General features: G+C 65.6%; 25 protein-coding genes and 1 other RNA gene. 22 read left to right on the plus strand and 4 right to left on the minus strand.

The window, feature by feature from the left end; genetic code table 11:
* Nucleotides 1-214 precede the first annotated feature (214 nt).
* Together E4487_RS06955 and E4487_RS06960 are read left to right on the plus strand one after the other, a co-directional pair.
* On the plus strand, nucleotides 215-832 hold the full coding sequence (locus E4487_RS06955) for a glutathione S-transferase N-terminal domain-containing protein (RefSeq protein ID WP_134676861.1): 618 nt from the start codon (nucleotides 215-217) through the stop codon (nucleotides 830-832).
* 13 nt (nucleotides 833-845) lie between these two features.
* Nucleotides 846-1,259 carry a ClpXP protease specificity-enhancing factor gene (locus tag E4487_RS06960; protein WP_037046595.1) on the plus strand — a complete coding sequence of 138 codons (414 nt, stop codon included), beginning with the start codon at nucleotides 846-848 and terminating at the stop codon, nucleotides 1,257-1,259.
* Nucleotides 1,260-1,364: 105 nt separating this feature from the next.
* On the opposite strand, the gene E4487_RS06965 is transcribed toward E4487_RS06960, so the two are convergent.
* From E4487_RS06965 to E4487_RS06980, 4 genes are read right to left on the minus strand one after another with little or no spacing between them, the layout of a single operon-like run.
* Entirely contained in the window at nucleotides 1,365-1,898 is a 534-nt protein-coding gene (locus tag E4487_RS06965; RefSeq protein ID WP_037046598.1) for a BON domain-containing protein, read from the minus strand.
* Nucleotides 1,895-2,488, minus strand: a complete 594-nt coding sequence (locus E4487_RS06970; protein ID WP_037046600.1) for a phosphoheptose isomerase — start codon at nucleotides 2,486-2,488, stop codon at nucleotides 1,895-1,897. The genes E4487_RS06965 and E4487_RS06970 overlap by 4 nt, the downstream gene beginning before the upstream one ends.
* 25 nt (nucleotides 2,489-2,513) lie before the next feature.
* Complete coding sequence (locus E4487_RS06975; protein WP_037046602.1) at nucleotides 2,514-2,873, minus strand: YraN family protein; 360 nt, start codon at nucleotides 2,871-2,873, stop codon at nucleotides 2,514-2,516.
* The gene (locus E4487_RS06980; RefSeq protein ID WP_037046604.1) at nucleotides 2,870-4,678 is read right to left on the minus strand and encodes a penicillin-binding protein activator; all 1,809 of its coding nucleotides are present in this window, start codon (nucleotides 4,676-4,678) and stop codon (nucleotides 2,870-2,872) included. Before E4487_RS06980 ends, E4487_RS06975 begins: the two co-directional genes overlap by 4 nt.
* 89 nt (nucleotides 4,679-4,767) lie before the next feature.
* On the opposite strand from E4487_RS06980, the gene rsmI reads away from it, so the two are divergent.
* The 20 genes from rsmI to E4487_RS07080 all read left to right on the plus strand — a co-directional run bounded on the left by rsmI (nucleotide 4,768) and on the right by E4487_RS07080 (nucleotide 26,135).
* On the plus strand, nucleotides 4,768-5,667 hold the full coding sequence (rsmI, locus tag E4487_RS06985) for a 16S rRNA (cytidine(1402)-2'-O)-methyltransferase (protein WP_037046606.1): 900 nt from the start codon (nucleotides 4,768-4,770) through the stop codon (nucleotides 5,665-5,667).
* Nucleotides 5,668-5,714: 47 nt separating this feature from the next.
* Nucleotides 5,715-6,073: RNase P RNA component class A (rnpB, locus tag E4487_RS06990), an RNA gene on the plus strand.
* Nucleotides 6,074-6,381: 308 nt separating this feature from the next.
* Nucleotides 6,382-6,837 (plus strand): division/cell wall cluster transcriptional repressor MraZ, encoded by a 456-nt coding sequence (mraZ, locus tag E4487_RS06995; RefSeq protein ID WP_047587012.1) that lies wholly within the window; start codon nucleotides 6,382-6,384, stop codon nucleotides 6,835-6,837.
* 2 nt (nucleotides 6,838-6,839) lie between these two features.
* On the plus strand, nucleotides 6,840-7,784 hold the full coding sequence (rsmH, locus tag E4487_RS07000) for a 16S rRNA (cytosine(1402)-N(4))-methyltransferase RsmH (protein ID WP_175253004.1): 945 nt from the start codon (nucleotides 6,840-6,842) through the stop codon (nucleotides 7,782-7,784).
* Entirely contained in the window at nucleotides 7,781-8,074 is a 294-nt protein-coding gene (ftsL, locus tag E4487_RS07005) for a cell division protein FtsL (RefSeq protein WP_037046613.1), read from the plus strand. Before rsmH ends, ftsL begins: the two co-directional genes overlap by 4 nt.
* Complete coding sequence (locus E4487_RS07010; protein ID WP_175253005.1) at nucleotides 8,071-9,798, plus strand: penicillin-binding protein 2; 1,728 nt, start codon at nucleotides 8,071-8,073, stop codon at nucleotides 9,796-9,798. The genes ftsL and E4487_RS07010 overlap by 4 nt, the downstream gene beginning before the upstream one ends.
* A complete protein-coding gene (locus tag E4487_RS07015; RefSeq protein ID WP_175253006.1) occupies nucleotides 9,798-11,261 on the plus strand; it encodes a UDP-N-acetylmuramoyl-L-alanyl-D-glutamate--2,6-diaminopimelate ligase in 1,464 nt (487 codons plus the stop codon). Before E4487_RS07010 ends, E4487_RS07015 begins: the two co-directional genes overlap by 1 nt.
* Nucleotides 11,254-12,624 carry a UDP-N-acetylmuramoyl-tripeptide--D-alanyl-D-alanine ligase gene (gene murF, locus E4487_RS07020; RefSeq protein WP_175253007.1) on the plus strand — a complete coding sequence of 457 codons (1,371 nt, stop codon included), beginning with the start codon at nucleotides 11,254-11,256 and terminating at the stop codon, nucleotides 12,622-12,624. The genes E4487_RS07015 and murF overlap by 8 nt, the downstream gene beginning before the upstream one ends.
* On the plus strand, nucleotides 12,625-13,707 hold the full coding sequence (gene mraY / locus E4487_RS07025) for a phospho-N-acetylmuramoyl-pentapeptide-transferase (protein WP_175253008.1): 1,083 nt from the start codon (nucleotides 12,625-12,627) through the stop codon (nucleotides 13,705-13,707).
* A gap of 6 nt (nucleotides 13,708-13,713) precedes the next feature.
* Nucleotides 13,714-15,060: a UDP-N-acetylmuramoyl-L-alanine--D-glutamate ligase gene (gene murD / locus E4487_RS07030; RefSeq protein ID WP_175253009.1), complete on the plus strand. Its 1,347-nt coding sequence runs from the start codon at nucleotides 13,714-13,716 to the stop codon at nucleotides 15,058-15,060.
* Nucleotides 15,060-16,277, plus strand: a complete 1,218-nt coding sequence (ftsW, locus tag E4487_RS07035; RefSeq protein WP_047587023.1) for a putative lipid II flippase FtsW — start codon at nucleotides 15,060-15,062, stop codon at nucleotides 16,275-16,277. Before murD ends, ftsW begins: the two co-directional genes overlap by 1 nt.
* Nucleotides 16,267-17,337 (plus strand): undecaprenyldiphospho-muramoylpentapeptide beta-N-acetylglucosaminyltransferase, encoded by a 1,071-nt coding sequence (murG, locus tag E4487_RS07040; protein ID WP_175253010.1) that lies wholly within the window; start codon nucleotides 16,267-16,269, stop codon nucleotides 17,335-17,337. Before ftsW ends, murG begins: the two co-directional genes overlap by 11 nt.
* Nucleotides 17,338-17,371: 34 nt before the next feature.
* Nucleotides 17,372-18,772: a UDP-N-acetylmuramate--L-alanine ligase gene (gene murC, locus E4487_RS07045; RefSeq protein WP_218952878.1), complete on the plus strand. Its 1,401-nt coding sequence runs from the start codon at nucleotides 17,372-17,374 to the stop codon at nucleotides 18,770-18,772.
* A complete protein-coding gene (locus E4487_RS07050; protein ID WP_047587025.1) occupies nucleotides 18,769-19,710 on the plus strand; it encodes a D-alanine--D-alanine ligase in 942 nt (313 codons plus the stop codon). The genes murC and E4487_RS07050 overlap by 4 nt, the downstream gene beginning before the upstream one ends.
* 3 nt (nucleotides 19,711-19,713) lie before the next feature.
* Entirely contained in the window at nucleotides 19,714-20,580 is an 867-nt protein-coding gene (locus E4487_RS07055) for a cell division protein FtsQ/DivIB (protein WP_037046638.1), read from the plus strand.
* Nucleotides 20,581-20,596: 16 nt separating this feature from the next.
* Nucleotides 20,597-21,844, plus strand: coding sequence for a cell division protein FtsA (gene ftsA / locus E4487_RS07060; protein ID WP_037046640.1), 1,248 nt, complete (start codon nucleotides 20,597-20,599; stop codon nucleotides 21,842-21,844).
* Nucleotides 21,845-21,886: 42 nt separating this feature from the next.
* Nucleotides 21,887-23,083, plus strand: coding sequence for a cell division protein FtsZ (ftsZ, locus tag E4487_RS07065; RefSeq protein ID WP_175253012.1), 1,197 nt, complete (start codon nucleotides 21,887-21,889; stop codon nucleotides 23,081-23,083).
* Nucleotides 23,084-23,194: 111 nt separating this feature from the next.
* Nucleotides 23,195-24,106 carry a UDP-3-O-acyl-N-acetylglucosamine deacetylase gene (gene lpxC, locus E4487_RS07070; protein ID WP_037046645.1) on the plus strand — a complete coding sequence of 304 codons (912 nt, stop codon included), beginning with the start codon at nucleotides 23,195-23,197 and terminating at the stop codon, nucleotides 24,104-24,106.
* Nucleotides 24,107-24,400: 294 nt separating this feature from the next.
* A complete protein-coding gene (locus E4487_RS07075) occupies nucleotides 24,401-24,739 on the plus strand; it encodes a cytochrome c5 family protein (protein WP_167494349.1) in 339 nt (112 codons plus the stop codon).
* Nucleotide 24,740: 1 nt separating this feature from the next.
* Complete coding sequence (locus tag E4487_RS07080; protein WP_175253013.1) at nucleotides 24,741-26,135, plus strand: D-arabinono-1,4-lactone oxidase; 1,395 nt, start codon at nucleotides 24,741-24,743, stop codon at nucleotides 26,133-26,135.
* Nucleotides 26,136-26,147 lie beyond the last annotated feature (12 nt).

The raw sequence follows: 26,147 nt of genomic DNA on the forward strand, positions 1-26,147 counted from the left end.
CTCGAACCTGCGCGCCCTGATGGGCGCGCAGGTTTTTGTGCTTTAGCATCCTGGTGCCGCCTTGTTTGGTGGCGGCCAGCGAATCAAGAGTTGCTCGAGGCGTTTTCCGTCTTCGTCATGTCAGGCGCGCTCTGCGCTGCTGGCGGCGATGTCGGAAGTGCCGCAGACAATTTCCGTGTTTCTGGAACATCCAATAAAAGCGAGGAGGATCGCCATGGCGGTGACCAACAGGTTGACCTGCTACTCCGACCCCGCCGACCACTATTCCCATCGCGTGCGTCTGGTGCTCGCCGAGAAAGGTGTCAGCGTCGAGATTATCGATGTCGAGCAGGGCCGCTGCCCGCCCAAGCTCGCGGAGCTCAACCCCTACGGCAGTCTGCCGACGCTGGTCGATCGCGACCTGGCGCTGTACGAATCGTCCGTGGTGATGGAGTATCTGGACGAGCGCTATCCGCACCCGCCGCTGCTGCCGGTGTATCCGGTCGCACGCGCCAACAGTCGTCTGCTGATACACCGTATCCAGCGCGACTGGTGTGCGCTGGTCGATCGCATTCTCGACAAGCGCAGCAAGGAGGCAGAGCGCCAGCTGGCGCGCAAGGAGCTCCGTGAGAGCCTGACGGGCGTCTCGCCACTGTTCGCTGACAAGGCGTTCTTCCTCAGTGACGAGCTGAGCCTGGTGGATTGCTGCCTGCTGCCCATCCTCTGGCGTTTGCCGTTGCTGGGCATCGAGTTGCCGCGTCCGGCCAAGCCGCTGCTCGACTACATGGAGCGCCAGTTTGCCCGTGAGGCCTTTCAGGCCAGTCTTTCCGCTGTCGAGCGCGCAATGCGCTGAGAAGGAGGATCACATGAATTCCAGTCGTCCCTATCTGGTCCGCGCGCTGTACGAGTGGATCGTCGATAACGATTGCACGCCGCACCTGCTGGTCAATGCCGAGTATCCGGGGGTGCAGGTGCCTCCGGGGTTCGCCAGTGACGGGCAGATCGTGCTCAACGCATCGCCCAGTGCGGTGCGCCACCTGCACATGGACAACGAGGCGGTCAGCTTCGAAGGGCGCTTCGGCGGTGTGGCGCACAGCCTCTACATCCCGTCAGCGGCCATCCTGGCAATCTACGCGCGGGAGAACGGGCAGGGCATGGTGTTCGACATGGAGCCGCCGCTCGCCGGTGCTGCCGACGAGCCGGGCCCGGATGATGATGGCCCGTCCGGTGGCGAACCGCCGCGCCCGAGTGGTCGGCCGAGCCTGAAAGTGGTGAAGTGAAGCAGCTGCACGCTACCGGCGAGCTGTGAGGTGGAAATGAAAACGGGCGCCCTGGGGCGCCCGTTTTCTTTGCTTGCAGCTCGAGGCTACCGGCTTACCGCTGTCTCAGTTGGTGTACTCGAACAGGCGCACCACCTTCTGCACGCCCGATACGCTCTGGACCACGGCGGTCGCTGCGTTCGCTTCGCTGCGATTGACCACGCCGAGCAGGTAGACGATGCCGTTTTCGGTGATGACCTTGATCTTGGTGCTCGGCACGTTGCTGTCGGCCAGCATCTGCGTCTTGATCTTGCTGGTGAGCAGGGAGTCGTTGCTGCGCGCCAGCAGCGAGGCCGGCTGCTGGACCTGCAGCTCGTTGTACACCTTCTTCACGCCCTGGACGTTGCGCGCGCGCTGGGCGGCCAGGTCCTTCAGCTCGCTGCGGGGCGTCTGGCCGGCGATCAGGATCACGCCGTTGTAGGCGGTGACGACGATGCGCGAGGTGGGGCTGGACAGGTCGGCGTGCGCGTTGCTGATGCTGGAGGCGACGTCCGGGCCGAGGAACTGGTCATCGATCTTGTTGCCGATGCTGCGGCTGCCGCAGCCTGCCAGGCTCAGGGTAACGGCCAGGGTGGCCAGGATCAGGGCGAAACGCTTCATTCTTCACTCCCAAACAATTGACTGTCGATCAGGTCGCACAGGCAGTGGATGGTCAGCAGGTGGACCTCCTGGATGCGTGCGGTAACTTTGGCTGGAACGCGGATTTCCACATCTTCCGGCAGCAGCAGCGAGGCCATGCCGCCACCGTCGCGGCCAGTCAGGGCGACCACGGTCATCTCGCGATCATGCGCAGCTTGAATGGCCTGGATGACATTTGCTGAGTTGCCGCTGGTGGAAATCGCCAGGAGCACGTCACCCGGCTGGCCCAGTGCGCGGATCTGTTTGGAGAAAATCTCGTTGTAGCTGTAGTCGTTGGCGATCGAGGTGATGGTCGAGCTGTCGGTGGTCAGGGCCACGGCGGGCAGGCTCGGGCGTTCGCGCTCGAAGCGGTTGAGCAGCTCGGAGGAAAAGTGCTGGGCGTCACCGGCCGAACCGCCGTTGCCACAGGAAAGAATCTTGCCCTCGTTGAGCAGCGCCTGGACCATGACCAGGCTGGCGTGCTCGATGTAGGGTGCGAGGACTTCCATGGCCTGCTGCTTGGTGTCGATGCTGGCTTGGAAGAGCTGGCAGATTCGGGATTGCATGTCCATCGGTTAAACCTTGAGTGTACGGCCGTCAGGCATCGAAGGCGTTCTTGATCCAGTCGAGGCGAGTGGCGCCATCGGTACTGATGGCGACCACGTCGAAGCGGCAGGGGTGGCGGGCCCAGCGGGATTCCTGCTGGAGGAAGAGCTCGGCGGCGATGACCAACTTGCCACGCTTGCGCGCATCGATGCTCTCCAGGGCGCCGCCCCAGGCACTGTGGCGGCGGGCGCGGACTTCGACGAATACTACTGTATCGCCGTCGAGCATGACCAGATCAAGCTCGCCACGGCGACAGCTCCAGTTCTCTTCGATCAGGCGCAGGCCATTACGTTCCAGATGCTGACGGGCCGCCTGTTCGGCGGCTCGTCCCAGGTCGTTGTGGGTGCTCAATTGAGGCTTTCGGGAAGGCGCTGGACCTGGCCGCCGCGGAACTCTGCCCAGGGCAGCTGGCGTTCCACGCGCTGGGCCTGGTTGAGGCTGAGGGTGCCGGAAAGACCGTCGATGCGCGACTCCGGCAGGGCCTTGAGCTGGCCCAGGCGTGGCGCCAGGCGATAGGCGTCGACACCCATCGCGTACAGGCGGCCGAGGCTGCCGCCGGCCTGCGGCCACTGCTGGGTGACTTCCTGGCGCAGCGGTGCGTGGGCGTCCAGCAGCCATGGGGTCTCGCAGAAGCGGATGCCTTCGAGGTCCTGGTACTGGGCCTGGCTGTGGGTGCCGGTGAACAGGTGGGAGGTGGCATAGACCGGTACGTCGCCGGCGTACTGGAAGGCCAGGGTCGGCTTGATCTGCTGCGCCTGCTGCGGTGTCGCGGCGAGGAAGATGAAGTCGATGTCCTGGCGGCGTGCCGGCAGGGCGTCGACGCTGCTGCCCAGGGTGTTCTGCAGGCGGCGGGCGCGTGCTTCGCTCTCGCGCAGCTGGAACAGGTCGGCGATCTGGCGTGCCAGCTCGACGGGCTGGTCCACGTGCTCGGCGGCGATCAGGGTGCCGCCCTGGGCCTGCCAGCTCTGGCGGAAGGCATCCAGCACGCGGTCGCCCCATTCGCCGGCCGGGACCAGGGCCACGGCGCGGCGCATGCCGTCGCTCCAGGCGCGGCGCGAGACTTCGCGCGCTTCGTCCTCGGCGGCGAGGCCGAACTGGAACAGCTGCACAGGGCCTTCCTGGCCGGCGTCGCTGTAGTTGAGGGCCAGCGTGGTGATCGGCAGCTGCTCGCGATCGCTGAGCTGCTTGACCAGCGGCTTCTCCAGAGGGCCGACCACCAGTTGCACGCCGTCGGCCTGTGCCTGCTGGTAGAAGGCGTCCAGCGAACCGATGCGGGCGCTGTCGTAGAGTTTCACGTCCGGGGGATTCTGCCCGGCCTGCTGTGCCTCGTAGTGAGCCGCGAGGAAGCCGTCGCGCAGGGCGCGGGCCACGCTGGCCAGCTGGCCTTCCTGCGGCAGCAGCAGGGCGATGCGGGTCAGGGGCTGGCTGGCCAGCTCGCGCAGTTTCACCAGTGCCTCCGGGAGCTGCATCGCCGCCGGGTGCTGCGGGTTCTGCGCGACCCACTGGTCGATGGCGTCCTGCTGTTGTTCGAGCGTTGCCGCGCCCTTGGTCACGCGGGCCAGTGCCAGCCAGCCGGCCAGGTCGGCGTCGCCGCCGGCGGAGGTCTGTTCCGGCAGGTTGGCGACCAGCTCCCAGATCTTCTCGTGATTGTCCTGGGCCTGCTGACCGCTCAGCAGGGGCGCGATGAAGACGCGCTCGCGGGCGGCGGCCAGTGCCTGGCCGTCGGCTTCCAGTGCGCGAGCACGTACCAGCTGGGTGCGGATCTGCTGTTCCACGGGCAGTTCGCTCAGGCGCTCGAGGCTGGGATGACGCAGGGCCTTCAGGGCGCTCTTGGGCTGTTTGCGCGCCATCGCCAGTTCCGCGTTCAGGGTGCTGGCGAACATCTGCTGGGCGGGTTGCAGGCTAGCAAGGTCGATCTGTTCGAGAATGCGCGCGGAGCCGGCCACATCGTTCTGGCGATAGGCCTGGTCGGCTGCGGACAGGCGCAGCAGGGCGGCTTGTTCGGGCTTGCTCTCGGCCGCCTGTTGCAGCATCTGCTCAATGCTGGCCTTGGGTGTGCGTGGCAGTTCACCCAGGCCGTTGTTGGGCGAACTGGCGCATGCCGCAAGCATGCCGGCCAGGAAGATGGCGGAAAGAGGGCGCAGACTAGCGATCATCGGGTCATCCTGATACTTGAGCAAAACAAGCGGCGATTGTACCCAAGCGCCAAGGATGGTGCGATGCCGCTGGGTCGGAAGCGGCTAGAATGAGCGCTCTTTCAATTAACGAGGTGTTACCCGTGAGTCAGTCCGTCGTCACCAGCGTCCAGCCCGGCACTCTTTATGTGGTCGCCACGCCGATTGGCAACCTGGACGACATCAGTGCGCGGGCACTGCGCATCCTGCGTGAGGTGGCGCTGATCGCTGCCGAGGACACCCGGCATTCCGTGCGCCTGCTGCAGCATTTCGGCATCGAGACGCCGCTGGCGGCCTGCCACGAGCATAACGAGCGCGAGCAGGGCGGGCGCTTTCTCGCGCGTCTGCAGGCGGGCGAGGATGTGGCGCTGATCTCCGATGCGGGCACGCCGCTGATTTCCGATCCGGGCTACCACCTGGTGCGCCAGGTGCGCGCTGCCGGCTATCCGGTGGTGCCGGTGCCGGGAGCCTGTGCGCTGATCGCCGCGCTGTCGGCGGCCGGGCTGCCATCCGATCGTTTCATCTTCGAGGGCTTCCTGCCAGCGAAGGCCGCTGGACGCCGCGCACGTCTCGAGCAGGTACGCGAGGAGCCGCGTACGCTGATCTTCTACGAGGCGCCGCACCGGATTCTCGAGTGCCTGGAGGATATGCGCAGTGTCTTCGGCGAGGAGCGTCCGGCATTGCTGGCGCGTGAGCTGACCAAAACCTTCGAGACGCTCAAGGGTTTGCCGCTGGCCGAGTTGTGCGCCTGGGTCGCGGCGGACAGCAATCAGCAGCGCGGCGAGTGCGTGGTGCTGGTGGCAGGCTGGCAGGCGCCGGAAGGTGAAGAGGCGGTGAACGCGGACGCGCTGCGGGTACTCGATCTGCTCCTGGCGGAAATGCCGCTCAAGCGCGCGGCAGCGCTGGCGGCCGAGATCACCGGGGTGCGCAAGAACCTGCTCTATCAGGTGGCATTGCAGCGTCAAGGCTGAGCGCCGAGCTTGTTCTCGAGGGCGCCTGTCGGTAACCTTGGCGGCGGAGAGTCGATCAGACAGTCGCTGCCTCGTTTCGTTCCGCGATGCGGGGGGGAGGAAAGTCCGGGCTCCATAGGGCGGAGTGCCAGGTAACGCCTGGGGGGCGTGAGCCTACGGAAAGTGCCGCAGAAAATAACCGCCTAAGCGCTTCGGCGCCGGTAAGGGTGAAAAGGTGCGGTAAGAGCGCACCGCACGGCTGGTAACAGTCCGTGGCTAGGTAAACCCCACTCGGAGCAAGACCAAATAGGGTTCCATTGGCGTGGCCCGCGCTGGAACCGGGTAGGTTGCTAAAGGCGTGCAGTGATGTACGCCGTAGAGGAATGACTGTCCTCGACAGAACCCGGCTTACAGATCGACTCTCCTCCTTTCTTCCTCTCGTTGTACTTCTATCTCCCGCTCGTCTGATACCGAAATAGTCTTACTCTTAAGAAATTACTTTAAGTTCGAATTTCAGCTTGCTGCTGTGGCTGAATTTTGCCTGCCGAATCCGCCTTCCTGCATCGCTTTTCTCCTCGCTTTCGTTCGCTAAATCTCCGTCCTGTAAGGATTTTTCCCTTCTGGCGTGCCTTGACGGTGGGGCGTGCCCATTCCTATAGTGTGCGCAAGTGGTGGGAAGTGGCATGAAGTGGGTTTTTTTGGGCATGGAAAGCTAATTACAGGGGAAGCGCAGCCGTGTTTCGCGGAGCTAACGCCATCAGTCTCGACGCCAAAGGGCGCCTCGCGATGCCGAGTCGGTATCGTGACGAGCTCGTTGCGCGTTGTGGTGGCCAGCTGATCGTGACCATCGATGCCGTCGACCCCTGTCTTTGCGTTTATCCACTGGCCGAATGGGAGCTGATCGAGAACAAGCTGCGCGAGCTGGCCTCCTTCCGTGAAGAGAACCGCCGCCTGCAGCGTCTGCTGATCGGCAATGCCGTCGACCTCGAACTCGACGCCAGTGGCCGCTTCCTGGTACCGCCGCGTTTGCGCGAGTACGCCAAGCTGGACAAGCGAGCGATGCTCGTGGGTCAGCTGAACAAATTCCAGCTCTGGGATGAAGATTCCTGGAATGCCGTAGCCGAGGCCGACCTCGCTGCCATCAAGCAGCCGGGCGCTCTTTCCGATGATTTGCGTGACCTGATCCTGTGACCATGACCGATACCAACTACCGCCATATCACCGTGCTGCTCGACGAGGCCGTCGAGGGACTCGCCGTGCGCGGCGACGGTTGCTATATGGACGGCACCTTCGGTCGGGGCGGGCACAGCCGATTGATCCTGCAGAAGCTCGGGCCAGATGGGCGGTTGTTGGGATTCGATAAAGATCCCCTGGCAATAGCTACCGGGGAAGCACTGGCGGCCGAAGACGGCCGCTTTGTCGTTGTGCAGCGCAGTTTTGCGGAACTTGGCGAGGAGGCTGTTGTCCGCGGCCTCGACGGCCAGGTCTCGGGCATCCTGCTGGACCTCGGCGTGTCGTCGCCGCAGCTCGACGATCCCGAGCGTGGCTTCAGCTTCCTCAATGACGGGCCGCTGGACATGCGCATGAATCCCGACGCCGGCGTCAGCGCGGCGGACTGGATCGCCCGCGCCGACGAGGACGAGATCGCCCGGGTATTCAAGGACTATGGCGAGGAGCGTTTCGCCAAGCGCATGGCGCGCGCCGTGGTGCAGCGCCGAGTCGAGCAGCCGTTCACCCGTACCGCCGATCTGGCGAAGGTCCTGACCGAGGCCAACCCTGCCTGGGAGAAGGGCAAGAATCCGGCGACGCGTGCCTTCCAGGGCATCCGCATCTTCGTCAACAACGAACTCGGTGATCTCGAGCGTGGCCTCGAGGCGGCGCTGGAGTCGCTCGAAGTCGGTGGTCGCCTGGTGGTGATCAGCTTCCACTCGCTGGAAGATCGCATCGTCAAACAGTTCATGAAGCGCCAGGCCAAGGGCGAGGCGGACAAGCTGCCGCGTGACCTGCCGATCATTCCCAAGGCCTTCGAGCCGCGTCTGAAGCTGATCGGCAAGCCAGTCTATGCCAGCGACGAGGAGCTCAAGGGCAATCCGCGTTCACGCAGTGCCGTGATGCGCATCGCGGAGAAGTTGCGGTGAACCGCCGGCTCATCAAGTCCATGCCCGGCGGCAGCTTCCTGATGCTGCTGCTGTTCATCGGCGTGCTGGTTTCCGCCGTGGCGGTGTCGTACAGCGCGCACTGGAATCGTCTGCTGCTCAACGAGCTGTACGGCCAGTTGAGCGTGCGCGACAAGGCACAGGCCGAGTGGGGCCGACTGATTCTCGAGCAGAGCACCTGGACTGCACACAACCGCATCGAGGCGCTGGCCAGCGAGCAGTTGAAGATGCACATCCCCGATCCCGCCGCCGTGCGCATGGTGCGACCATGATCGGTCTCGAAGGCGCGCTCTACCCCTGGCGTTTCCGCCTGGTGCTGGCGCTGCTCGCCCTGATGGTCGCGGCCATCGCCTGGCGCATGCTCGACCTGCAGGTGCTCGATCACGATTTCCTCAAGGCGCACGGTGATGCGCGCAGCGTGCGCCACATTCCGATTCCCGCGCACCGTGGCCTGATCACTGACCGTAATGGCGAGCCGCTGGCCGTCAGCACCCCCGTGACCACCCTGTGGGCCAACGGCAAGGAGCTGCAGGCCGGGCGCGAACAATGGCCGGCGCTGGCTGCCGCGCTGGGGCAGGAGCCGAAGAGCTTCGCCGAGCGTCTGGAGCAGAACAAGGATCGCGAGTTCATGTACCTGGTGCGCGGCCTGACCCCCGAAAAGGGCCAGGGCGTGCTCGACCTGAAGGTGCCTGGCGTCTACGCCATCGAGGAATTCCGTCGTTTCTACCCGGCCGGCGAGGTCGCCGCCCATGTGGTCGGCTTCACCGACATCGACGACCGTGGTCGTGAAGGCATGGAGTTGGCCTACGAGGACTGGCTGGCCGGCGTGCCGGGCAAGCGCCAGGTGCTCAAGGACCGTCGCGGCAAGCTGATCAAGGACGTGCAGGTGGTGCAGAACGCCAAGGCTGGCAAAGCCCTGGCCCTGTCCATCGACCTGCGCCTGCAGTATCTGGCGCACCGCGAGCTGCGCAACGCCCTGCTGGAGAACGATGCCAAGGCCGGCAGCCTGGTGATGGTCGACGTGAAGACCGGCGAGGTGCTGGCCATGGTCAACCACCCCACCTACAACCCGAACAACCGGCGCAACCTGACCCCGGCGGCCATGCGCAATCGCGCCATGATCGATGTCTTCGAGCCCGGCTCGACGATCAAGCCGCTGTCGATGGCCGCGGCGCTGGAGACCGGTCGCTGGAAGCCCAGCGATATCGTTCAGGTCGGCAACGGTACGCTGCAGATCGGTCGCTACACCATTCGTGACGTGTCCCGTACCCAGGGGCCGGCGCTGGACCTGACCGGCATCCTGATCAACTCCAGCAACGTGGGCATGAGCAAGGTCGCCTTCGATGTCGGCGGTGAGCAGCTGTATCGGGTGTTCAGCGACCTCGGCTTCGGTCGCGATACCGGCCTGGGCTTCCCCGGTGAACGGGTGGGCAACCTGCCCAACCATCGCCAGTGGCGCGAGGCGGAAACTGCCACGCTGTCCTACGGCTATGGCCTTTCGGTAACCGCCGTGCAACTGGCGCACGCCTACTCCGCGCTGGCCAATGGCGGTGGCATGACGCCGCTGTCGATGATCCGCGTGGACGACAAGCCGCACGCGACGCAGGTGGTGCCGGGCGAAGTGGCCAAGACCGTACGGGGCATGATGCAGCAGGTCATCGAAGCGCCGCGAGGCGTGTTCCGCGCTCAGGTACCCGGCTATCACGTGGCCGGCAAGAGCGGTACCGCACGCAAGACCAGTGTCGGCAGCAAGGGCTACCGGGCCAACTCCTACCGTTCGCTGTTCGCCGGCTTCGCCCCGGCTCAGGACCCGCGCATCGCTCTGGTGGTAGTCATCGACGAACCCGGCAAGGGCGCCTATTACGGCGGCCTGATCTCTGCGCCGGTGTTCAGTCGCGTGATGGCCGGATCGCTGCGTTTGATGAATATCGCGCCGGACAATCTGCCCTCCGAGGCGCAGAAGTCCGTCGCTGTCGCACAGGGAGGGCGCAACTGATGCCCATGCCGCTCAATCAACTGTTGCCGGCCGCCAATGGCAGCGTGCTGATTCGTGAGCTGACGCTGGACAGCCGCAAGGTGCGTCCGGGTGATCTGTTCCTGGCCGTGCCCGGCACCCAGCAGGATGGCCGTGTACATATCGTCGATGCGATCGCGCGCGGCGCGGCTGCGGTCGCCTACGAGGCCGAGGGCGCTGCCGAGATGCATGCCGAGAGCGCCGTGCTGGTGCCGGTCAAGGGCCTGTCTGGCCAGCTCTCGGCCATCGCCGGACGCTTCTATGGCGAGCCGAGCCGTGGCCTGCACCTGGTCGGCATCACGGGCACCAATGGCAAGACCAGTGTCAGCCAGTTGCTGGCGCAGGCCCTCGACCTGCTCGGCCAGCCGTGCGGCATCGTCGGTACCCTGGGTAACGGTTTCCATGGCGCGCTGGAGCAGGGCAAGCACACCACGCCCGATCCGGTCGGCGTCCAGGCGACCCTGGCCTCGCTCAAGCAGGCCGGTGCGCGCGCCGTCGCCATGGAGGTGTCCTCCCATGGCCTGGATCAAGGGCGGGTCGCCGCACTGGAGTTCGATGTCGCGGTGTTCACCAACCTGTCGCGTGACCACCTCGACTATCACGGCAGCATGGAGGCCTACGGCGCTGCCAAGGCCAGGCTGTTCGCCTGGCCGAATCTGAGTTGCCGGGTGCTCAACCTCGATGACGCCTTTGGTCGTGAGCTGGCTGCGCAGGCGCACGAGTCGCGTCTGATCGGCTACAGCCTGGAAGACAGCGCCGCCTACCTCTATTGCAGTGACGCGCAGTTCGACGATCACGGCGTGCGTGCGCGCCTGCTCACGCCGCGTGGCGAAGGCGTGCTGCGCAGCAGCCTGCTCGGTCGTTTCAACCTGAGCAACCTGCTTGCCGTGGTCGGTGCCCTGCTCGGCATGGACTACGCGCTCGACGAGATTCTCAAGGTGCTGCCGCAGCTGCAGGGGCCGGTTGGCCGCATGCAGCGCCTCGGGGGCGCCGACAAGCCGCTGGTGGTGGTCGACTACGCGCATACGCCGGATGCTCTGGAAAAGGTGCTGCAAGCCATGCGCCCGCATGTCGAAGGGCGCCTGGTCTGCCTGTTCGGCTGTGGCGGTGACCGTGATCGCGGCAAGCGCCCGCTGATGGCCGCCGTGGCCGAGCGCCTGGCGGACGTGGTCTGGGTGACCGACGACAATCCGCGCACCGAGGACCCGGCACAGATCATCGAGGATATCCGCGCCGGTTTCGCCGCGCCGGAGGCGGTGCAGTTCGTTCACGGTCGTGGCGACGCCATCGCCAGGCTGATTGCCCAGGCCGATGCCGCCGATGTGCTGGTGCTGGCCGGCAAGGGCCACGAGGATTACCAGGAAATCATGGGCGTGCGTCAGCCGTTCTCGGACCTCAGCGAAGCGAACAAGGCCCTGGCGGTCTGGGAGGCGGCCCATGCTTAAGCCCTGGCTGCTCAGCGACGTCGAGGGTGATCTGGATGGTCGTGTGATCGGCGCCGATGTCGCCTTCTCCGCCGTCGGCACCGATAGCCGCAGCATCGCCGCCGGTCAGCTGTTCGTGGCGCTGACCGGGCCGCGCTTCGACGGTCATGACTATCTGGCGGAAGTCGCTGCCAAGGGCGCCGTCGCCGCGCTGGTCGAGCGCGAAGTGGCGGGTGCGCCGCTGCCGCAGTTGCTGGTCGCCGACACCCGCATGGCCCTCGGTCAGCTGGGCGCGCTCAATCGTCAGGCGTTCAGCGGGCCGCTGGCGGCCGTGACCGGCTCCAGCGGCAAGACCAGCGTCAAGGAAATGCTCGCGGCCATCCTGCGTGCCGGCCTGGACGGCGCGGTGCTGGCCACCCGCGGCAACCTCAACAATGACCTCGGTGCGCCGCTGACCTTGCTCGAGCTGGCGCCGGAGCATCGCGCCGGTGTGATCGAGCTGGGCGCCAACCATGTCGGCGAGATCGCCTACACCGTCAGCCTGACCCGGCCCCATGTGGCCATCATCAACAATGCCGGCAACGCTCATGTCGGCGAGTTCGGTGGCCCGGAAAAGATCGTCGAAGCCAAGGGCGAGATTCTCGAGGGACTGGCACAGGACGGCGTGGCCGTGCTCAATCTCGACGACAAGGCGTTCGTCACCTGGCAGCGCCGCGCGGCGGGGCGCCAGGTGCTGAGTTTCGCCCTGCGTGACACCCGTGCCGATTTCCATGGCAGTGAGCTGACCCGCGACGAGCGCGGTTGCGCGGGGTTCATCCTGCGCAGTCCGCTGGGCAGCGCACGCATCCAGCTCAACCTGCTGGGCGAGCATAACGTCGCCAACGCCCTGGCCGCCTGCGCCGCCGCCCATGCCCTGGGCATGCCGCTGGCTGCCATGGTCGAGGGGCTGCAGGGCCTGCAACCGGTCAAGGGGCGCGCCGTCGCGCAACTGACGCCGAACGGTGTGCGGGTGATCGACGACAGCTACAACGCCAACCCCGTGTCGATGTGTGCGGCGGTGGACATACTCGCCGCCTTCTCCGGCCGCACCGTTCTGGTGCTGGGCGACATGGGCGAGCTGGGCGCGTGGGCCGAGCAGGGCCACCGCGATGTGGGTCGCCATGCCGCCGGCAAGGTCGACGCGCTGTATGCCATCGGCCCGCTGATGCGCCATGCGGTTGAAGAGTTTGGCGCCAAGGGTCGCCATTTCTCCGATCAGGCCGAACTGATCGAAGCGCTTCGTGCCGAACAGGCCGGCAGCACATTACTAATCAAGGGTTCACGCAGCGCAGCCATGGACAAGGTCGTGGCGGCGCTGTGCGACGTATCTGGGGAGAGTCACTAAATGCTGCTGCTGCTGGCGGAGTACCTGCAACAGTTCCACAAGGGCTTCGCGGTCTTTCAGTACCTGACCCTGCGCGGCATCCTCGGCGTCCTGACCGCCCTGGCGCTGTCGCTGTGGCTCGGCCCGTGGATGATCCGCACCCTGCAGGTGCGCCAGATCGGCCAGGCCGTGCGCAACGATGGCCCGCAGTCGCACCTGTCGAAGAAGGGCACGCCGACCATGGGCGGCGCGCTGATCCTCACCGCGATCGCGGTCAGCACCCTGCTCTGGGCCGACCTGTCCAACCGCTACGTGTGGGTGGTGCTGGCCGTGACCCTGCTGTTCGGTGCCATCGGCTGGGTCGATGACTACCGCAAGGTGATCGAGAAGAACTCGCGTGGCCTGCCGAGTCGCTGGAAGTACTTCTGGCAGTCGGTGTTCGGCCTGGGCGCGGCCTTCTTCCTTTATACGACGGCGCAGAACCCGGTGGAAACCACCCTGATCCTGCCGCTGCTGAAGGACGTGAGCATCCCCCTGGGCATCGGTTTCGTGGTGCTGACCTACTTCGTCATCGTCGGTTCGAGCAACGCGGTCAACCTCACCGACGGCCTCGACGGCCTGGCCATTCTGCCGACCGTGATGGTCGGTGGTGCGCTGGGCATCTTCTGCTACCTGTCGGGCAACGTGAATTTCGCCGAGTACCTGCTGATTCCCTACGTGCCGGGTTCGGGCGAGCTGATCGTGTTCTGCGCGGCGCTGGTCGGCGCCGGCCTCGGCTTCCTCTGGTTCAACACCTACCCGGCGCAGGTGTTCATGGGCGATGTCGGCGCGCTGGCGCTCGGCGCCGCACTGGGCACCATCGCCGTGATCGTTCGCCAGGAGGTCGTGCTGTTCATCATGGGCGGCGTGTTCGTCATGGAAACCCTGTCGGTGATCATCCAGGTCGCCAGCTTCAAGCTGACCGGCAAGCGTGTGTTCCGCATGGCGCCGATTCATCACCACTTCGAACTCAAGGGCTGGCCCGAGCCGCGCGTGATCGTCCGTTTCTGGATCATCACGGTGATTCTCGTGCTGATCGGCCTGGCCACGTTGAAACTGAGGTAATTGCGCGTGTCGTTGATCGCTTCCGACCAATTCCGCATCGTTGTCGGCCTCGGCAAGAGCGGCATGTCCCTGGTGCGCTTCCTGGCGCAGCAGGGCGTGCGCTTTGCCGTGGCCGACACGCGCGCGAATCCGCCGGAGCTGGAAACGCTCAAGCGCGACTACCCGCAGGTGGAAGTGCGCTGCGGCGAGCTGGACGCGGATTTTCTCAGCCGCGCCTCGGAGCTGTACGTGAGCCCGGGCCTGGCCGTGGCCACCCCGGCGCTGGCCGAAGCCGCAGCGCGCGGGGTCAAGCTGTCCGGTGACATCGACCTGTTCGCCCGCCATGCCAAGGCGCCGATCATCGCCATCACCGGTTCCAACGCCAAGAGCACCGTCACCACCCTGGTCGGCGAAATGGCGGCGGCGGCCGGCAAGCGGGTCGCGGTGGGCGGCAACCTCGGCACCCCGGCGCTGGATCTGCTGGCCGACGATGTCGAGCTGTACGTGCTCGAACTGTCCAGCTTCCAGCTGGAGACCACCGACCAGCTCAATGCCGAAGTGGCCACCTGCCTGAACATCAGCGAAGACCACATGGACCGCTACAGCGGGCTGCCGGCCTATCACCTGGCCAAGCACCGGATCTTCCGTGGCGCGCGTCAGGTGGTGATCAACCGTGATGATGCCCTCTCGCGGCCGCTGATCGCCGACCAGGTGACCTGCTGGGAATTCGGCCTGGGCAAACCCGACTTCAAGCGCTTCGGTCTGCTCGAGGAAAATGGCGAGAAGGCCCTGGCGTTCCGCTTCGACGCACTGCTGCCGGTCAGCGAGTTGAAGATTCGCGGCGCGCACAACCAGTCCAACGCCCTGGCGGCGCTGGCGCTCGGTCATGCCGCGGGCCTGCCGATGGAGGCGATGCTTGCCACCCTGCGCACGTTCGCCGGCCTGCCGCATCGCTGCCAGTGGGTCGGTGAGCGCGCCGGGGTGAACTACTACGACGACTCCAAGGCCACCAACGTCGGCGCCGCCCTGGCCGCCATCGAAGGCCTGGGCGCGGACATCGCCGGCAAGCTGGTGCTGATCGCCGGCGGTGACGGTAAAGGTGCCGATTTCTCCGCCCTGAAACAGCCGGTCGCGCGTTTCTGCCGCGCCGTGGTGCTGCTGGGGCGTGATGCCGAGCGGCTCGCCGAAACCCTGGGCGACGCCGCGCCGCTGGTGCGGGTGGGGACCCTCGATGAAGCGGTGCAGCGTGGCTGCGAGCTGGCCGAGGCCGGCGATGCCGTGCTGCTGTCACCTGCCTGCGCCAGCCTGGACATGTTCAAGAGCTTCGAGGAACGCGGGCGCCTGTTCGCCCAGGCCGTGGGAGGACTGCACTGATGCTGGGCTTCCTGCGCGTTCGTCCCTCGCCGCTGTTCGGTCGCGGCTTCGATGTCGACTTCCCGATGCTGGCCGGCTGCCTGGGCCTGCTCGGTCTGGGGCTGGTGATGATCACATCGGCCTCTTCGGAAGTGGCGGCGGCGATGTCCGGCAACCCGCTGTACCACATGATCCGTCACCTGGTGTACCTGGCCATCGGCCTGGGCGCCGCCGGCGTGGTGCTGATGATCCCGATGAGTTTCTGGCAGCGCTACGGCTGGATCCTGTTGCTGGCAGCCATCGGCTTGCTGGTGCTGGTGCTGATTCCCGGTATCGGCCGCGAGGTCAACGGTGCGCGGCGCTGGATCGGTTTCGGCGCGTTCAACGTACAGCCATCGGAGATCGCCAAGGTATTCGTCGTGGTCTACCTGGCCGGCTACCTGGTGCGGCGCCAGGAAGAGGTGCGCGAGAGCTGGATGGGCTTCTTCAAACCGTTCGTGGTGCTGCTGCCGATGGCCGGCCTGCTGCTGCTGGAGCCGGACTTCGGTGCCACCGTGGTGATGATGGGCTCGGCCATGGCCATGCTGTTCCTCGGTGGCGTCGGCCTGCTGCGTTTCGGCCTGATGGTGGCGCTGGCCGTGGGGGCCGTGTTCGTGCTGGTGCAGACCCAGGAATACCGCCTGCAGCGTCTGATCACCTTCACCGACCCCTGGGCCGACCAGTACGGCTCCGGTTACCAGCTGACCCAGGCGCTGATCGCCTTCGGCCGTGGCGAATGGTTCGGCGTCGGCCTGGGCAACAGCATCCAGAAGCAGTTCTACCTGCCCGAGGCGCATACCGACTTCGTCTTCTCGGTACTGGCCGAGGAACTGGGGCTGGTCGGTTCGCTGGTGACCCTGGCGCTGTTCGTCTTCGTCTGCGTGCGCGGCCTGTACATCGGCCTGTGGGCCGAGAAGGCCAAGCAGTTCTTTTCCGCCTACGTGGCGTACGGGCTGTCGTTCCTGTGGATCGGTCAGTTCCTGATCAACATCGGGGTGAACACCGGCCTGCTGCCGACCAAGGGCCTGACCCTGCCGTTCCTCAGCTACGGCGGTTCGTCGCTGGTGATCTGCTGCGTCAGCCTGGCGGTGCTGCTGCGTATCGAGTGGGAGCGGCGCAACGTATTGGGCAACGAGGATATCGAGTTCAGCGAAGACGACTTCGTCGAACCGAGCGAGGAGGTCGCCCATGCGCGGTAATGTCCTGATCATGGCGGGCGGCACCGGCGGGCACGTGTTCCCGGCGCTGGCCTGCGCGCGCGAGTTCCAGACGCGCGGCTACAGCGTGCACTGGCTGGGTACGCCGCGTGGCATCGAGAACGAACTGGTGCCGCAGGCCGATCTGCCGCTGCACCTGATTGATGTCAGCGGCCTGCGTGGCAAGGGCAAGCTGTCCCTGCTCAAGGCACCGTTCCAGTTGTTGCGTGCGCTGCTGCAGGCACGCCGCATCGTGCGCGAGCTGCAGCCGGTGTGCGTGCTCGGCATGGGTGGCTACGTGACCGGGCCGGGCGGCCTGGCCGCGCGCATGGCCGGTGTACCGCTGGTCATCCATGAACAGAACGCCGTCGCCGGTACTGCCAATCGCCTGCTCGCGCACATCGCCGCGCGCATCTGCGAGGCCTTCCCGAACACCTTCAAGGCCTCCGACAGGCGGCGCACCACGGGTAATCCGGTGCGTGAGGAGCTGTTCCTGGAAACCCCGCGCGAGCCGCTGGCCGGGCGCAAGCCGAAATTGCTGGTGCTGGGCGGTAGCCTGGGCGCCGAACCGCTGAACAAGTTGCTGCCTGCCGCGCTGGCCAAGGTCGCTGCCGACGTGCGTCCGCAGGTGTTCCACCAGGCAGGCAAGCAACACGCGGAAATCACTGCGGAGCGTTATCGCGATGCTGCGGTCGAAGCCGAGGTCGCGCCGTTCATCAAGGACATGGCGCGTGCCTATGGCTGGGCCGACCTGGTGGTCTGCCGTGCCGGCGCACTGACCGTCAGTGAACTCGCCGCCGCTGGTCTGCCGTCGTTCCTCGTGCCGCTGCCGCATGCGATCGACGACCACCAGAGCCGCAACGCCGAATACCTGGCGAAGGAGGGCGCCGCTGTCCTCCTTCCGCAACATGCCACTGACGCAGGCGAGCTCGCCGCGCAGCTCACCGAGGTTCTGATGCACCTGGAAAAACTCAACGTCATGGGCGCTACCGCGCGGCGCCTGGCCAAGCCCGATGCCACCCGTACGGTGGTCGACATCTGCCAGGAGGTGATCCGTGGCTAAGTCTCCCGCTGCCGTCAAGGCCGAAGTGCGGCGCATGCGCCGTATCCGCCGCATCCATTTCGTCGGTATCGGCGGTGTGGGCATGTGCGGCATCGCCGAGGTGCTGCTGAACCTGGGGTATGAAGTGTCCGGCTCGGACCTCAAGGCCTCGCCAGTGACCGAGCGCCTGGAGAAGTTCGGCGCGCAGATCTTCATCGGCCATCGTGCCGAGAACGCCGAGCAGGCCGATGTGCTGGTGGTATCCAGCGCCGTCAACACCAGCAACCCGGAAGTCGCCACCGCTCTGGACCGGCGTATCCCGGTGGTGCCGCGTGCCGAGATGCTGGCCGAGCTGATGCGCTACCGCCATGGCATCGCCGTGGCCGGTACCCATGGCAAGACCACTACTACCAGCCTGCTGGCTTCGGTGTTCGCTGCCGGTGGCCTGGACCCGACCTTCGTCATCGGCGGCCGCCTGAACGCGGCCGGTACCAACGCCCAGCTCGGCTCCAGCCGCTTCCTGATCGCCGAGGCGGACGAGAGCGACGCCAGCTTCCTGCACCTGCAGCCGATGGTCTCGGTGGTCACCAATATCGATGCCGACCACATGAGCACCTATGGCGGCGACTTCAACAAACTGAAGAAGACCTTCGTCGAGTTCCTGCACAACCTGCCGTTCTATGGCCTGGCCGTGCTCTGCGTCGACGACCCGGTGGTGCGTGAGCTGCTGCCGCAGATCGGTCGTCCGACCGTGACCTACGGCTTCTCCGAGGATGCCGACGTGCGCTCCATCAACGTGCGCCAGGAAGGCATGCGGACCCATTTCACCGTGCTGCGTCCGGACTGCGAGCCGCTCGACGTGTCGGTCAACATGCCGGGCAATCACAACGTGCTCAATGCCCTGGCCACCATCGCCATCGCCAGCGACGAAGGCATCGATGATGCGGCCATCGTCGCCGGTCTGTCGGGGTTCCAGGGTGTCGGCCGGCGCTTCCAGGTCTACGGCGAGCTGCCGGTCGACGGCGGTAGCGTGATGCTGGTGGACGACTACGGTCACCATCCGCGCGAAGTCGCCGCGGTGATCAAGGCCGTGCGTGGCGGCTGGCCGGAGCGCCGCCTGGTGATGGTCTACCAGCCGCACCGCTACAGCCGCACCCGTGATCTGTACGACGACTTCGTGCAGGTGCTCGGTGAGGCCAACGTGCTGCTGCTGGTGGAAGTCTACCCGGCCGGCGAGGAACCCATTCCGGGCGCCGACAGCCGCCAGCTGTGCCACAGCATCCGGCAGCGTGGCCAGCTCGATCCGATCTACGTCGAGCGTGGCGTCGATCTGGCACCGCTGCTCAAGCCGCTGCTGCGTGCCGGCGACATCCTGCTGTGCCAGGGCGCCGGCGATATCGGCGCAGTGGCACCGCAACTGATCAAGCACCCGCTGTTCGTGGGGGAGTCGAAATGAGTCTGCACAGTACCCTCGACCCCAAGGCCTTCGGCCGCGTCGCCGTACTGTTCGGCGGCAAGAGCGCCGAGCGCGAGGTCTCGCTGAAGTCCGGCAATGCCGTGCTCGGCGCCCTGCAGGCCGCCGGTGTGGACGCCTTCGGCATCGATGTGGGGGATGACTTCCTGCAGCGTCTGGGCCGCGAGAAGATCGACCGCGCCTTCATCGTGCTGCACGGTCGCGGCGGTGAGGATGGCTCCATGCAGGGCCTGCTCGAGTGTGCCGGCATTCCCTATACCGGCAGCGGCATCCTCGCCTCGGCCCTGGCCATGGACAAGCTGCGCACCAAGCAGGTCTGGCACAGCCTCGGCCTGCCGACGCCGCGCCACGCCGTGCTGACTTCGCCGGCCGACTGCGAGGCCGCTGCGGCCGAGCTGGGCTTCCCGCTGATCGTCAAACCGGCCCACGAAGGGTCGAGCATCGGCATGGCCAAGGTGGACAGTGCCCAGGCGCTGCTCGAGGCCTGGCAGGATGCCGCCCGCTACGACAGCCAGGTGCTGGTCGAGCAGTGGATCGCCGGTCCGGAATACACCATCGCCGTGCTGCGTGGCGAAGTGCTGCCGCCGATTGGCCTGGGCACCCCACACAGCTTCTACGACTACGACGCCAAGTACCTGGCCGATGACACCCAGTACCGCATTCCCTGCGGCTTGTCCGCCGAGAAGGAAGCCGAGCTGAAGGACCTGACCGCGCGCGCCTGTGAAGCCGTGGGTACCCAGGGCTGGGCGCGCGCCGATGTGATGCAGGATGCCAGTGGCCAGTTCTGGCTGCTGGAAGTGAACACCGTACCGGGCATGACCGATCACAGCCTGGTACCGATGGCCGCGCGCGCAGCCGGCCTGGATTTCCAGCAGCTGGTGCTGGCGATCCTGGCTGACAGCGTCGAGGCGAGGGGTTAAGCGATGAGTATCGCTCTGCGTCATCAGGACTCGCTGAGGGCTCCGCAGCGCGGCAAGCCCGCGCCGCGTGGCGCTAGCCGTCTGGTGGCCAAGGAGCCGATGCGCCTGCGCATGCCCAAGCCGGACTTCGCCTGGATGGGCCGTCTGCTCTGGCCGCTGCTGCTGCTCGGCCTGGGTTTCGGTGCATACGAGGGTGCGCAGCGCCTGCTGCCCTATGCCGACCGTCCGATTGCGCGCATCAGCGTGCAGGGCGACCTGGCCTATGTCAGTCAGCAGGCCGTGCAGCGCCGCATCGCCCCGTTCATCGCCGCGAACTTCTTCAGCGTCGATCTGCGCGGCATGCGCGAGGAACTGGAGCGCATGCCCTGGATCGCCCATGCCGAGGTGCGCCGCGTCTGGCCGGACCAGATCGACGTGCGCCTGGAAGAACAACTGCCCATCGCCCGCTGGGGCGACGAGGCGCTGCTCAACAACCTGGGTCAGGCCTTTGCCCCGCAGGAGGTGGACAACTACCAGCACCTGCCGCAGTTGTCCGGGCCCAAGCGTGCGCAGACCAAGGTGATGCAGCAGTACCAGATGCTCAGCCAGCTGTTGCGGCCGATGGGCTTCACCGTGGTCGGGCTGCAGTTGCGCGAGCGGGGCAGCTGGTTCCTCTCGGCGACCGAGAATGCCAGCGGGCAGCGTATCGACATCCTGCTGGGACGAGACCACGTGGTGGAAAAGATGCGTCGGTTCGCCGCCATCTACGAGCGGGAACTGAAAGACCAGAGCGCGAAGATCGCGCGCATCGACCTGCGTTATGCCAACGGCCTGGCCGTGGCCTGGCGTGAGCCGGTGGAGCCGGCTGCGGCCGAGCAGAAAGTGAATTGAGAAGAGGCAGGATTAAATGAGTAGCGCGCATAGCGGCAAGATGATCGTTGGCCTGGACATCGGCACCTCCAAGGTGGTGGCGCTGGTGGGCGAGGTGACGGCCGACGGCCAGCTGGAGATCGTCGGCATCGGCACCCATCCGTCGCGCGGGCTGAAGAAGGGCGTGGTGGTCAACATCGAGTCCACCGTGGCATCGATCCAGCGCGCGGTGGAGGAAGCCCAGCTGATGGCGGGCTGCCGTATCCACTCGGCGTTCGTCGGCGTGGCCGGCAACCACATCCGCAGCCTGAACAGCCACGGCATCGTCGCCATCCGCGATCGCGAGGTCAGCGGCGCCGATATCGAACGCGTGCTCGACGCCGCGCAGGCCGTCGCCATTCCGGCGGACCAGCGGGTGCTGCACACCCTGGCGCAGGACTACGTGATCGACAACCAGGAGGGCGTGCGCGAACCGCTGGGCATGTCCGGCGTGCGTCTGGAGGCCAAGGTGCACGTGGTCACCTGTGCCGTGAACGCCGCGCAGAACATCGAAAAGTGCGTGCGTCGCTGCGGCCTCGAGGTCGACGACATCATCCTCGAGCAGCTTGCATCCGCGTATTCGGTGCTGACCGAGGACGAGAAGGAGCTGGGCGTGTGCCTGGTGGACATCGGTGGCGGCACTACCGATATCGCCATCTTCACCGAAGGCGCCATCCGCCATACCGCCGTGATTCCGATCGCCGGCGATCAGGTCACCAACGACATCGCCATGGCCCTGCGTACGCCGACCCAGTACGCCGAGGAAATCAAGATTCGTTATGCCTGCGCCCTGGCCAAGCTGGCCGGTGCCGGCGAAACCATCAAGGTGCCGAGCGTCGGTGATCGTCCGCCGCGCGACCTGTCGCGCCAGTCCCTGGCCGAGGTGGTCGAGCCGCGTTACGACGAGCTGTTCACCCTGATCCAGGCCGAGCTGCGTCGCAGCGGCTACGAAGACCTGATTCCGGCCGGCATCGTCATGACCGGTGGCACGGCGAAGATGGAAGGCGCGGTCGAACTGGCCGAGGAAATCTTCCACATGCCGGTGCGCCTGGGCGTGCCGCACAGCGTCAAGGGCATGGCCGATGTCGTGCGCAACCCGATTTATTCCACCGGTGTGGGCTTGCTGCTGTACGGGCTGCAGAAGCAGCACGACGGCATTTCCATGTCGGTGGGCAGTCCTTACCAGGACGAAAGCAAGACCCCGGTACTCGAGCGCATCAAGCGCTGGGTCCAAGGCAATTTCTAAATTTGCAGTAGGCGTTACAACTAGAAAGGAAGGAGAGGGATCATGTTCGAACTAGTAGACAACATTCCACAAAGTGCGGTGATCAAGGTCATCGGTGTCGGTGGTGGCGGCGGCAACGCGGTCAATCACATGGCCGTCAGCAACATCGAGGGCGTCGAGTTCATCTGCGCCAACACCGATGCGCAGGCGCTGAAGAACATCGGTGCGCGCACCGTGCTGCAGCTCGGCCCGGGCGTGACCAAGGGCCTGGGTGCCGGCGCCAATCCGGAGGTCGGTCGTCAGGCCGCGCTGGAAGACCGCGAGCGCATCGCCGAAGTGCTGCAGGGCACCGACATGGTGTTCATCACCACCGGCATGGGCGGTGGTACCGGTACCGGTGCTGCTCCGGTGATCGCCGAAGTGGCCAAGGAGATGGGTATCCTGACCGTGGCCGTGGTCACCCGTCCGTTCCCGTTCGAAGGCAAGAAGCGCATGGTGATTGCCGACGAGGGCATCCGCGCGCTGGCCGAGAGCGTCGACTCGCTGATCACCATTCCCAACGAGAAGCTGCTGACCATCCTGGGCAAGGATGCCAGCCTGCTGTCCGCCTTTGCCAAGGCCGATGACGTGCTGGCCGGCGCCGTGCGCGGTATCTCCGACATCATCAAGCGTCCGGGCATGATCAACGTCGACTTCGCCGACGTGAAGACCGTGATGAGCGAGATGGGCATGGCGATGATGGGTACCGGCTGCGCCAGCGGTCCGAACCGTGCGCGCGAAGCCACCGAGGCGGCGATCCGCAACCCGCTGCTGGAAGACGTCAACCTGCAGGGCGCTCGCGGCATCCTGGTCAACATCACCGCAGGTCCGGACCTGTCGCTGGGCGAGTACTCCGACGTGGGTAACATCATCGAGCAGTTCGCGTCCGAGCAGGCCACCGTCAAGGTCGGTACCGTGATCGACGCCGACATGCGCGACGAACTGCACGTCACCGTGGTCGCCACCGGTCTGGGCGCGCGCATGGAGAAACCGGTCAAGGTGATCGACAACACCGTGCAGGTCGCCGTCAGCCAGCCGGTTGCCCAGCAGCCTGCCGCGCAACAATCGCGCAGCGAGCAGTCGGTCAACTACAAGGACTACGAGCGTCCGACCGTGCAGCGTCAGAGCCACAGCGGCGCGGCTACCGCAGCCAAGCTCAATACCCAGGACGATCTCGATTACCTGGATATTCCGGCGTTCCTGCGTCGTCAGGCTGATTGATGAAACTTATCAGGAGTATGAAAGTGATTGGTGTTCAGCAAAGGTCGGTTCTGCTATCATTTCCGACCATTGTTGAAAACAGTTCGCAACTAGCGATATAGCGGCCAAGCCATGATCAGACAACGCACCCTGAAGAACATTATCCGTGCCACCGGCGTTGGCCTGCATTCGGGGGAAAAGGTTTACCTGACCCTGAAGCCGGCACCGGTGGACACTGGCATCGTGTTCCGTCGCACCGATCTCGACCCTGTCGTGGAAATCCGCGCATCGGCCGGGAATGTCGGTGAAACCACCATGTCGACCACGTTGATCAATGGTGATGTCAAGGTGGACACGGTAGAGCACCTGCTTTCGGCCATGGCAGGCCTGGGCATCGATAACGCCTACGTCGAGCTCTCCGCGTCCGAAGTGCCGATCATGGATGGTAGCGCTGGTCCTTTCGTATTCCTGATTCAATCCGCTGGCCTGCAGGAGCAGGAAGCGCCGAAGAAGTTCATCCGCATCCTGCGTGAGGTCACGGTGGTGGAGGGCGACAAGCGCGCCACCTTCGTGCCTTTCGACGGTTTCAAGGTGAGTTTCGAGATCGACTTCGATCACCCCGTGTTCCGCAATCGCACGCAGAGCGCCAGTGTGGATTTCTCCAGCACGTCTTTCGTCAAGGAAGTCAGCCGGGCCCGCACCTTCGGCTTCATGCGTGACATCGAGTTCCTGCGTTCGCAGAACCTGGCACTTGGTGGCAGCGTGGAAAACGCCATCGTGGTCGACGAATATCGTGTGCTCAACGAAGACGGCCTGCGTTACGAGGACGAGTTCGTCAAACACAAGATTCTCGATGCCATCGGCGACCTGTACCTGCTGGGTAACAGCCTGATTGGCGAGTTCAAGGGCTTCAAGTCCGGTCACGCACTGAACAACCGTTTGCTGCGCACCCTGATCGAACAGACCGATGCCTGGGAGATGGTGACCTTCGAGGACGCCACGCTCGCGCCAATCTCTTACATGCGCCCGGTTGCGGCCGTGTAAGCGAACTCTCTTCCTAGCTGCAATTGAGGCCACCTTCGGGTGGCCTTTTTTATGGCCGCTCCTGAGCGGCTCATCGTGGTCCGGGTCCTGCGTGAGCCGGTGTGCCTGTGAACGGCTGCGCCGTGAAACCTTGTTTGCCCGTTCTTTGCGGCCGCCCGCCTTGGCCGTTTCCCGGTTGTTCGCTGGCCGTTTGGGCCCTCATGCGCCGCGGGGTGCTGCTTTAGTGTGGCGCCATCGAGTGAGCAAAGACGTCGGGAGGCGAGCATGCGGGCAGGGCTGTTGGGTTGGAAGGGGATGGCTGCGCTGTGCGTTGCGTGCCTGGCGCTGGGCGGCTGTGGCGAGGAAGCCGGGCCGCAGGTGCGAGCGGATGCCGTGCCGGCGGACGCGGCGCTGGCGCAGTTGTATGCCACCAGTTGCCAGCAATGCCATGCCAGCCCGGCTGCCGGTGCGCCGCTGACCGGCGATGCTCAGGCCTGGGCGCCGCGTCTGGCCAAGGGCATGGATACCCTGCTGGAGCACAGCATCAGCGGGTTCCAGGGCATGCCGCCGATGGGGCTGTGCATGCAGTGCTCGGCGGAGGAGTTCCAGGCGCTGATCGCGTTCATGTCGACCGCCGCGACGGAGGGTCGCTGACATGGGCCAGCCGTTCTCCCGCCGTCAACTGCTGCAGCGCGCCAGCCTGTTGGGCGCCTTGCTGGCGCTGCCGGGCCGTCCGCTCTGGGCCGAGACCTCGCTCGCCTCGCGGCCGATCCCCTGGCGCAACTGGTCCGGTGCGCAGAGCTGCCTGCCGCTGGAAAGACTGGCGCCGAAGAACCTGGACGAGCTGATCCAGGCCATTCGCCAGGCTCCGGGCAAGATCCGCCCGGTCGGCTCGGGGCATTCCTTCAGCGCGCTGGTTCCCACCGACGGCACCCTGTTGTCGCTCAGCCACTTCTCCGGGTTGTTGGAGCATGATGCGCAGAGCCTGCAGGCCGAATTCGCCGGTGGCACGCCGATGTCGCAGATGGGCGCGCCGCTCAAGGAGGTCGGCCAGGCGCTGGTCAACATGGCCGACATCGACTACCAGACCCTGGCCGGGGCGATCGCCACCTCGACCCACGGCACCGGCGTCGACTTCGGTTCCTATTCCGCCCAGGTCTGTGGCCTGCAGCTGGTCAGTGCGGCTGGCGACGTGCTCGATTGCAGCCGCGACAACAATCCTGCGCTGTTCGATGCCGCACGGGTGTCGCTCGGTGCGCTGGGGGTGGTTACCCGCGTGCGCCTGCAGAACCGCCACGCCTATCGCCTGCGCGAGCGCCAGTGGATCGCCAGGACCGAGGAGCTGCTGGAGGATATCGACAACCTCACGCGCGACAACCAGCACTGGGAGATGCTGGTGGTCACGCACTCCGACTACGCGCTGTCGGTGGCGCTGAACGAGACCGAGGACCCGGAGACGCCGCCCTTGTCGCCGGAGGAGGAGGGGGGCAACGGCTTCGTCGGCCTGATCGAGGGGCTGGACAAGTACCTGAGCGACTTCCCCGACCTGCGCCGCAGCCTGCTGAACAACATGCGCCACCTGGCCAGCTTCGAGGACCGGGTGGACGACTCCTACGAAGTCTTCGCCAACGTGCGCAACGTGCGCTTCAACGAGATGGAGTACTCGGTGCCGGCCGAGCTGGGTCCGGCCTGCCTGCGCGAGATCCTCAAGCGCATCGACGAGGGCAGCCTGCGCACCTGGTTCCCCATCGAGTATCGCTACGTCAAGGCCGACGACATTCCCCTGAGCATGTTCGAGGGCCGCGACAGCTGCTCGATCTCGGTGCATCAGCACTACGCGATGGATCACCACAACTTCTTCGCCGCGATCGAGCCGATCTTCTGGAAATACCAGGGCCGTCCGCACTGGGGCAAGCTGCACAGCCTGGGCGCGCGCCAGCTGCAGGCGCTGTACCCGCGCTGGCAGGCATTCACCGAGGTGCGCCAGGCGCTGGATCCGCACGGCCGCTTCGTCAACGCGCACCTGGCCGGCATCTTCGGTGTTGCCTGAGGAACCACGATG

The organism is Pseudomonas sp. BMW13, assembly GCF_013357275.1.
In the GTDB taxonomy this organism is placed as follows: Bacteria; Pseudomonadota; Gammaproteobacteria; order Pseudomonadales; family Pseudomonadaceae; genus Aquipseudomonas; species Aquipseudomonas khazarica.

What these genes read in the sequence shown, in the direction of transcription:
- E4487_RS06955 (WP_134676861.1), top strand. Translation starts at nt 215, where the DNA reads ATGGCGGTGACCAACAGGTTGACCTGCTACTCCGACCCCGCCGACCAC.
- E4487_RS06960 (WP_037046595.1), top strand. Translation starts at nt 846, where the DNA reads ATGAATTCCAGTCGTCCCTATCTGGTCCGCGCGCTGTACGAGTGGATC.
- E4487_RS06965 (WP_037046598.1), bottom strand. Translation starts at nt 1,898, where the DNA reads ATGAAGCGTTTCGCCCTGATCCTGGCCACCCTGGCCGTTACCCTGAGC.
- E4487_RS06970 (WP_037046600.1), bottom strand. Translation starts at nt 2,488, where the DNA reads ATGGACATGCAATCCCGAATCTGCCAGCTCTTCCAAGCCAGCATCGAC.
- E4487_RS06980 (WP_037046604.1), bottom strand. Translation starts at nt 4,678, where the DNA reads ATGATCGCTAGTCTGCGCCCTCTTTCCGCCATCTTCCTGGCCGGCATG.
- rsmI (WP_037046606.1), top strand. Translation starts at nt 4,768, where the DNA reads ATGAGCGCTCTTTCAATTAACGAGGTGTTACCCGTGAGTCAGTCCGTC.
- rsmH (WP_175253004.1), top strand. Translation starts at nt 6,840, where the DNA reads ATGACCGATACCAACTACCGCCATATCACCGTGCTGCTCGACGAGGCC.
- E4487_RS07010 (WP_175253005.1), top strand. Translation starts at nt 8,071, where the DNA reads ATGATCGGTCTCGAAGGCGCGCTCTACCCCTGGCGTTTCCGCCTGGTG.
- E4487_RS07015 (WP_175253006.1), top strand. Translation starts at nt 9,798, where the DNA reads ATGCCCATGCCGCTCAATCAACTGTTGCCGGCCGCCAATGGCAGCGTG.
- murF (WP_175253007.1), top strand. Translation starts at nt 11,254, where the DNA reads ATGCTTAAGCCCTGGCTGCTCAGCGACGTCGAGGGTGATCTGGATGGT.
- mraY (WP_175253008.1), top strand. Translation starts at nt 12,625, where the DNA reads ATGCTGCTGCTGCTGGCGGAGTACCTGCAACAGTTCCACAAGGGCTTC.
- ftsW (WP_047587023.1), top strand. Translation starts at nt 15,060, where the DNA reads ATGCTGGGCTTCCTGCGCGTTCGTCCCTCGCCGCTGTTCGGTCGCGGC.
- murG (WP_175253010.1), top strand. Translation starts at nt 16,267, where the DNA reads ATGCGCGGTAATGTCCTGATCATGGCGGGCGGCACCGGCGGGCACGTG.
- murC (WP_218952878.1), top strand. Translation starts at nt 17,372, where the DNA reads ATGCGCCGTATCCGCCGCATCCATTTCGTCGGTATCGGCGGTGTGGGC.
- E4487_RS07050 (WP_047587025.1), top strand. Translation starts at nt 18,769, where the DNA reads ATGAGTCTGCACAGTACCCTCGACCCCAAGGCCTTCGGCCGCGTCGCC.
- E4487_RS07055 (WP_037046638.1), top strand. Translation starts at nt 19,714, where the DNA reads ATGAGTATCGCTCTGCGTCATCAGGACTCGCTGAGGGCTCCGCAGCGC.
- ftsA (WP_037046640.1), top strand. Translation starts at nt 20,597, where the DNA reads ATGAGTAGCGCGCATAGCGGCAAGATGATCGTTGGCCTGGACATCGGC.
- ftsZ (WP_175253012.1), top strand. Translation starts at nt 21,887, where the DNA reads ATGTTCGAACTAGTAGACAACATTCCACAAAGTGCGGTGATCAAGGTC.
- lpxC (WP_037046645.1), top strand. Translation starts at nt 23,195, where the DNA reads ATGATCAGACAACGCACCCTGAAGAACATTATCCGTGCCACCGGCGTT.
- E4487_RS07075 (WP_167494349.1), top strand. Translation starts at nt 24,401, where the DNA reads ATGGCTGCGCTGTGCGTTGCGTGCCTGGCGCTGGGCGGCTGTGGCGAG.
- E4487_RS07080 (WP_175253013.1), top strand. Translation starts at nt 24,741, where the DNA reads ATGGGCCAGCCGTTCTCCCGCCGTCAACTGCTGCAGCGCGCCAGCCTG.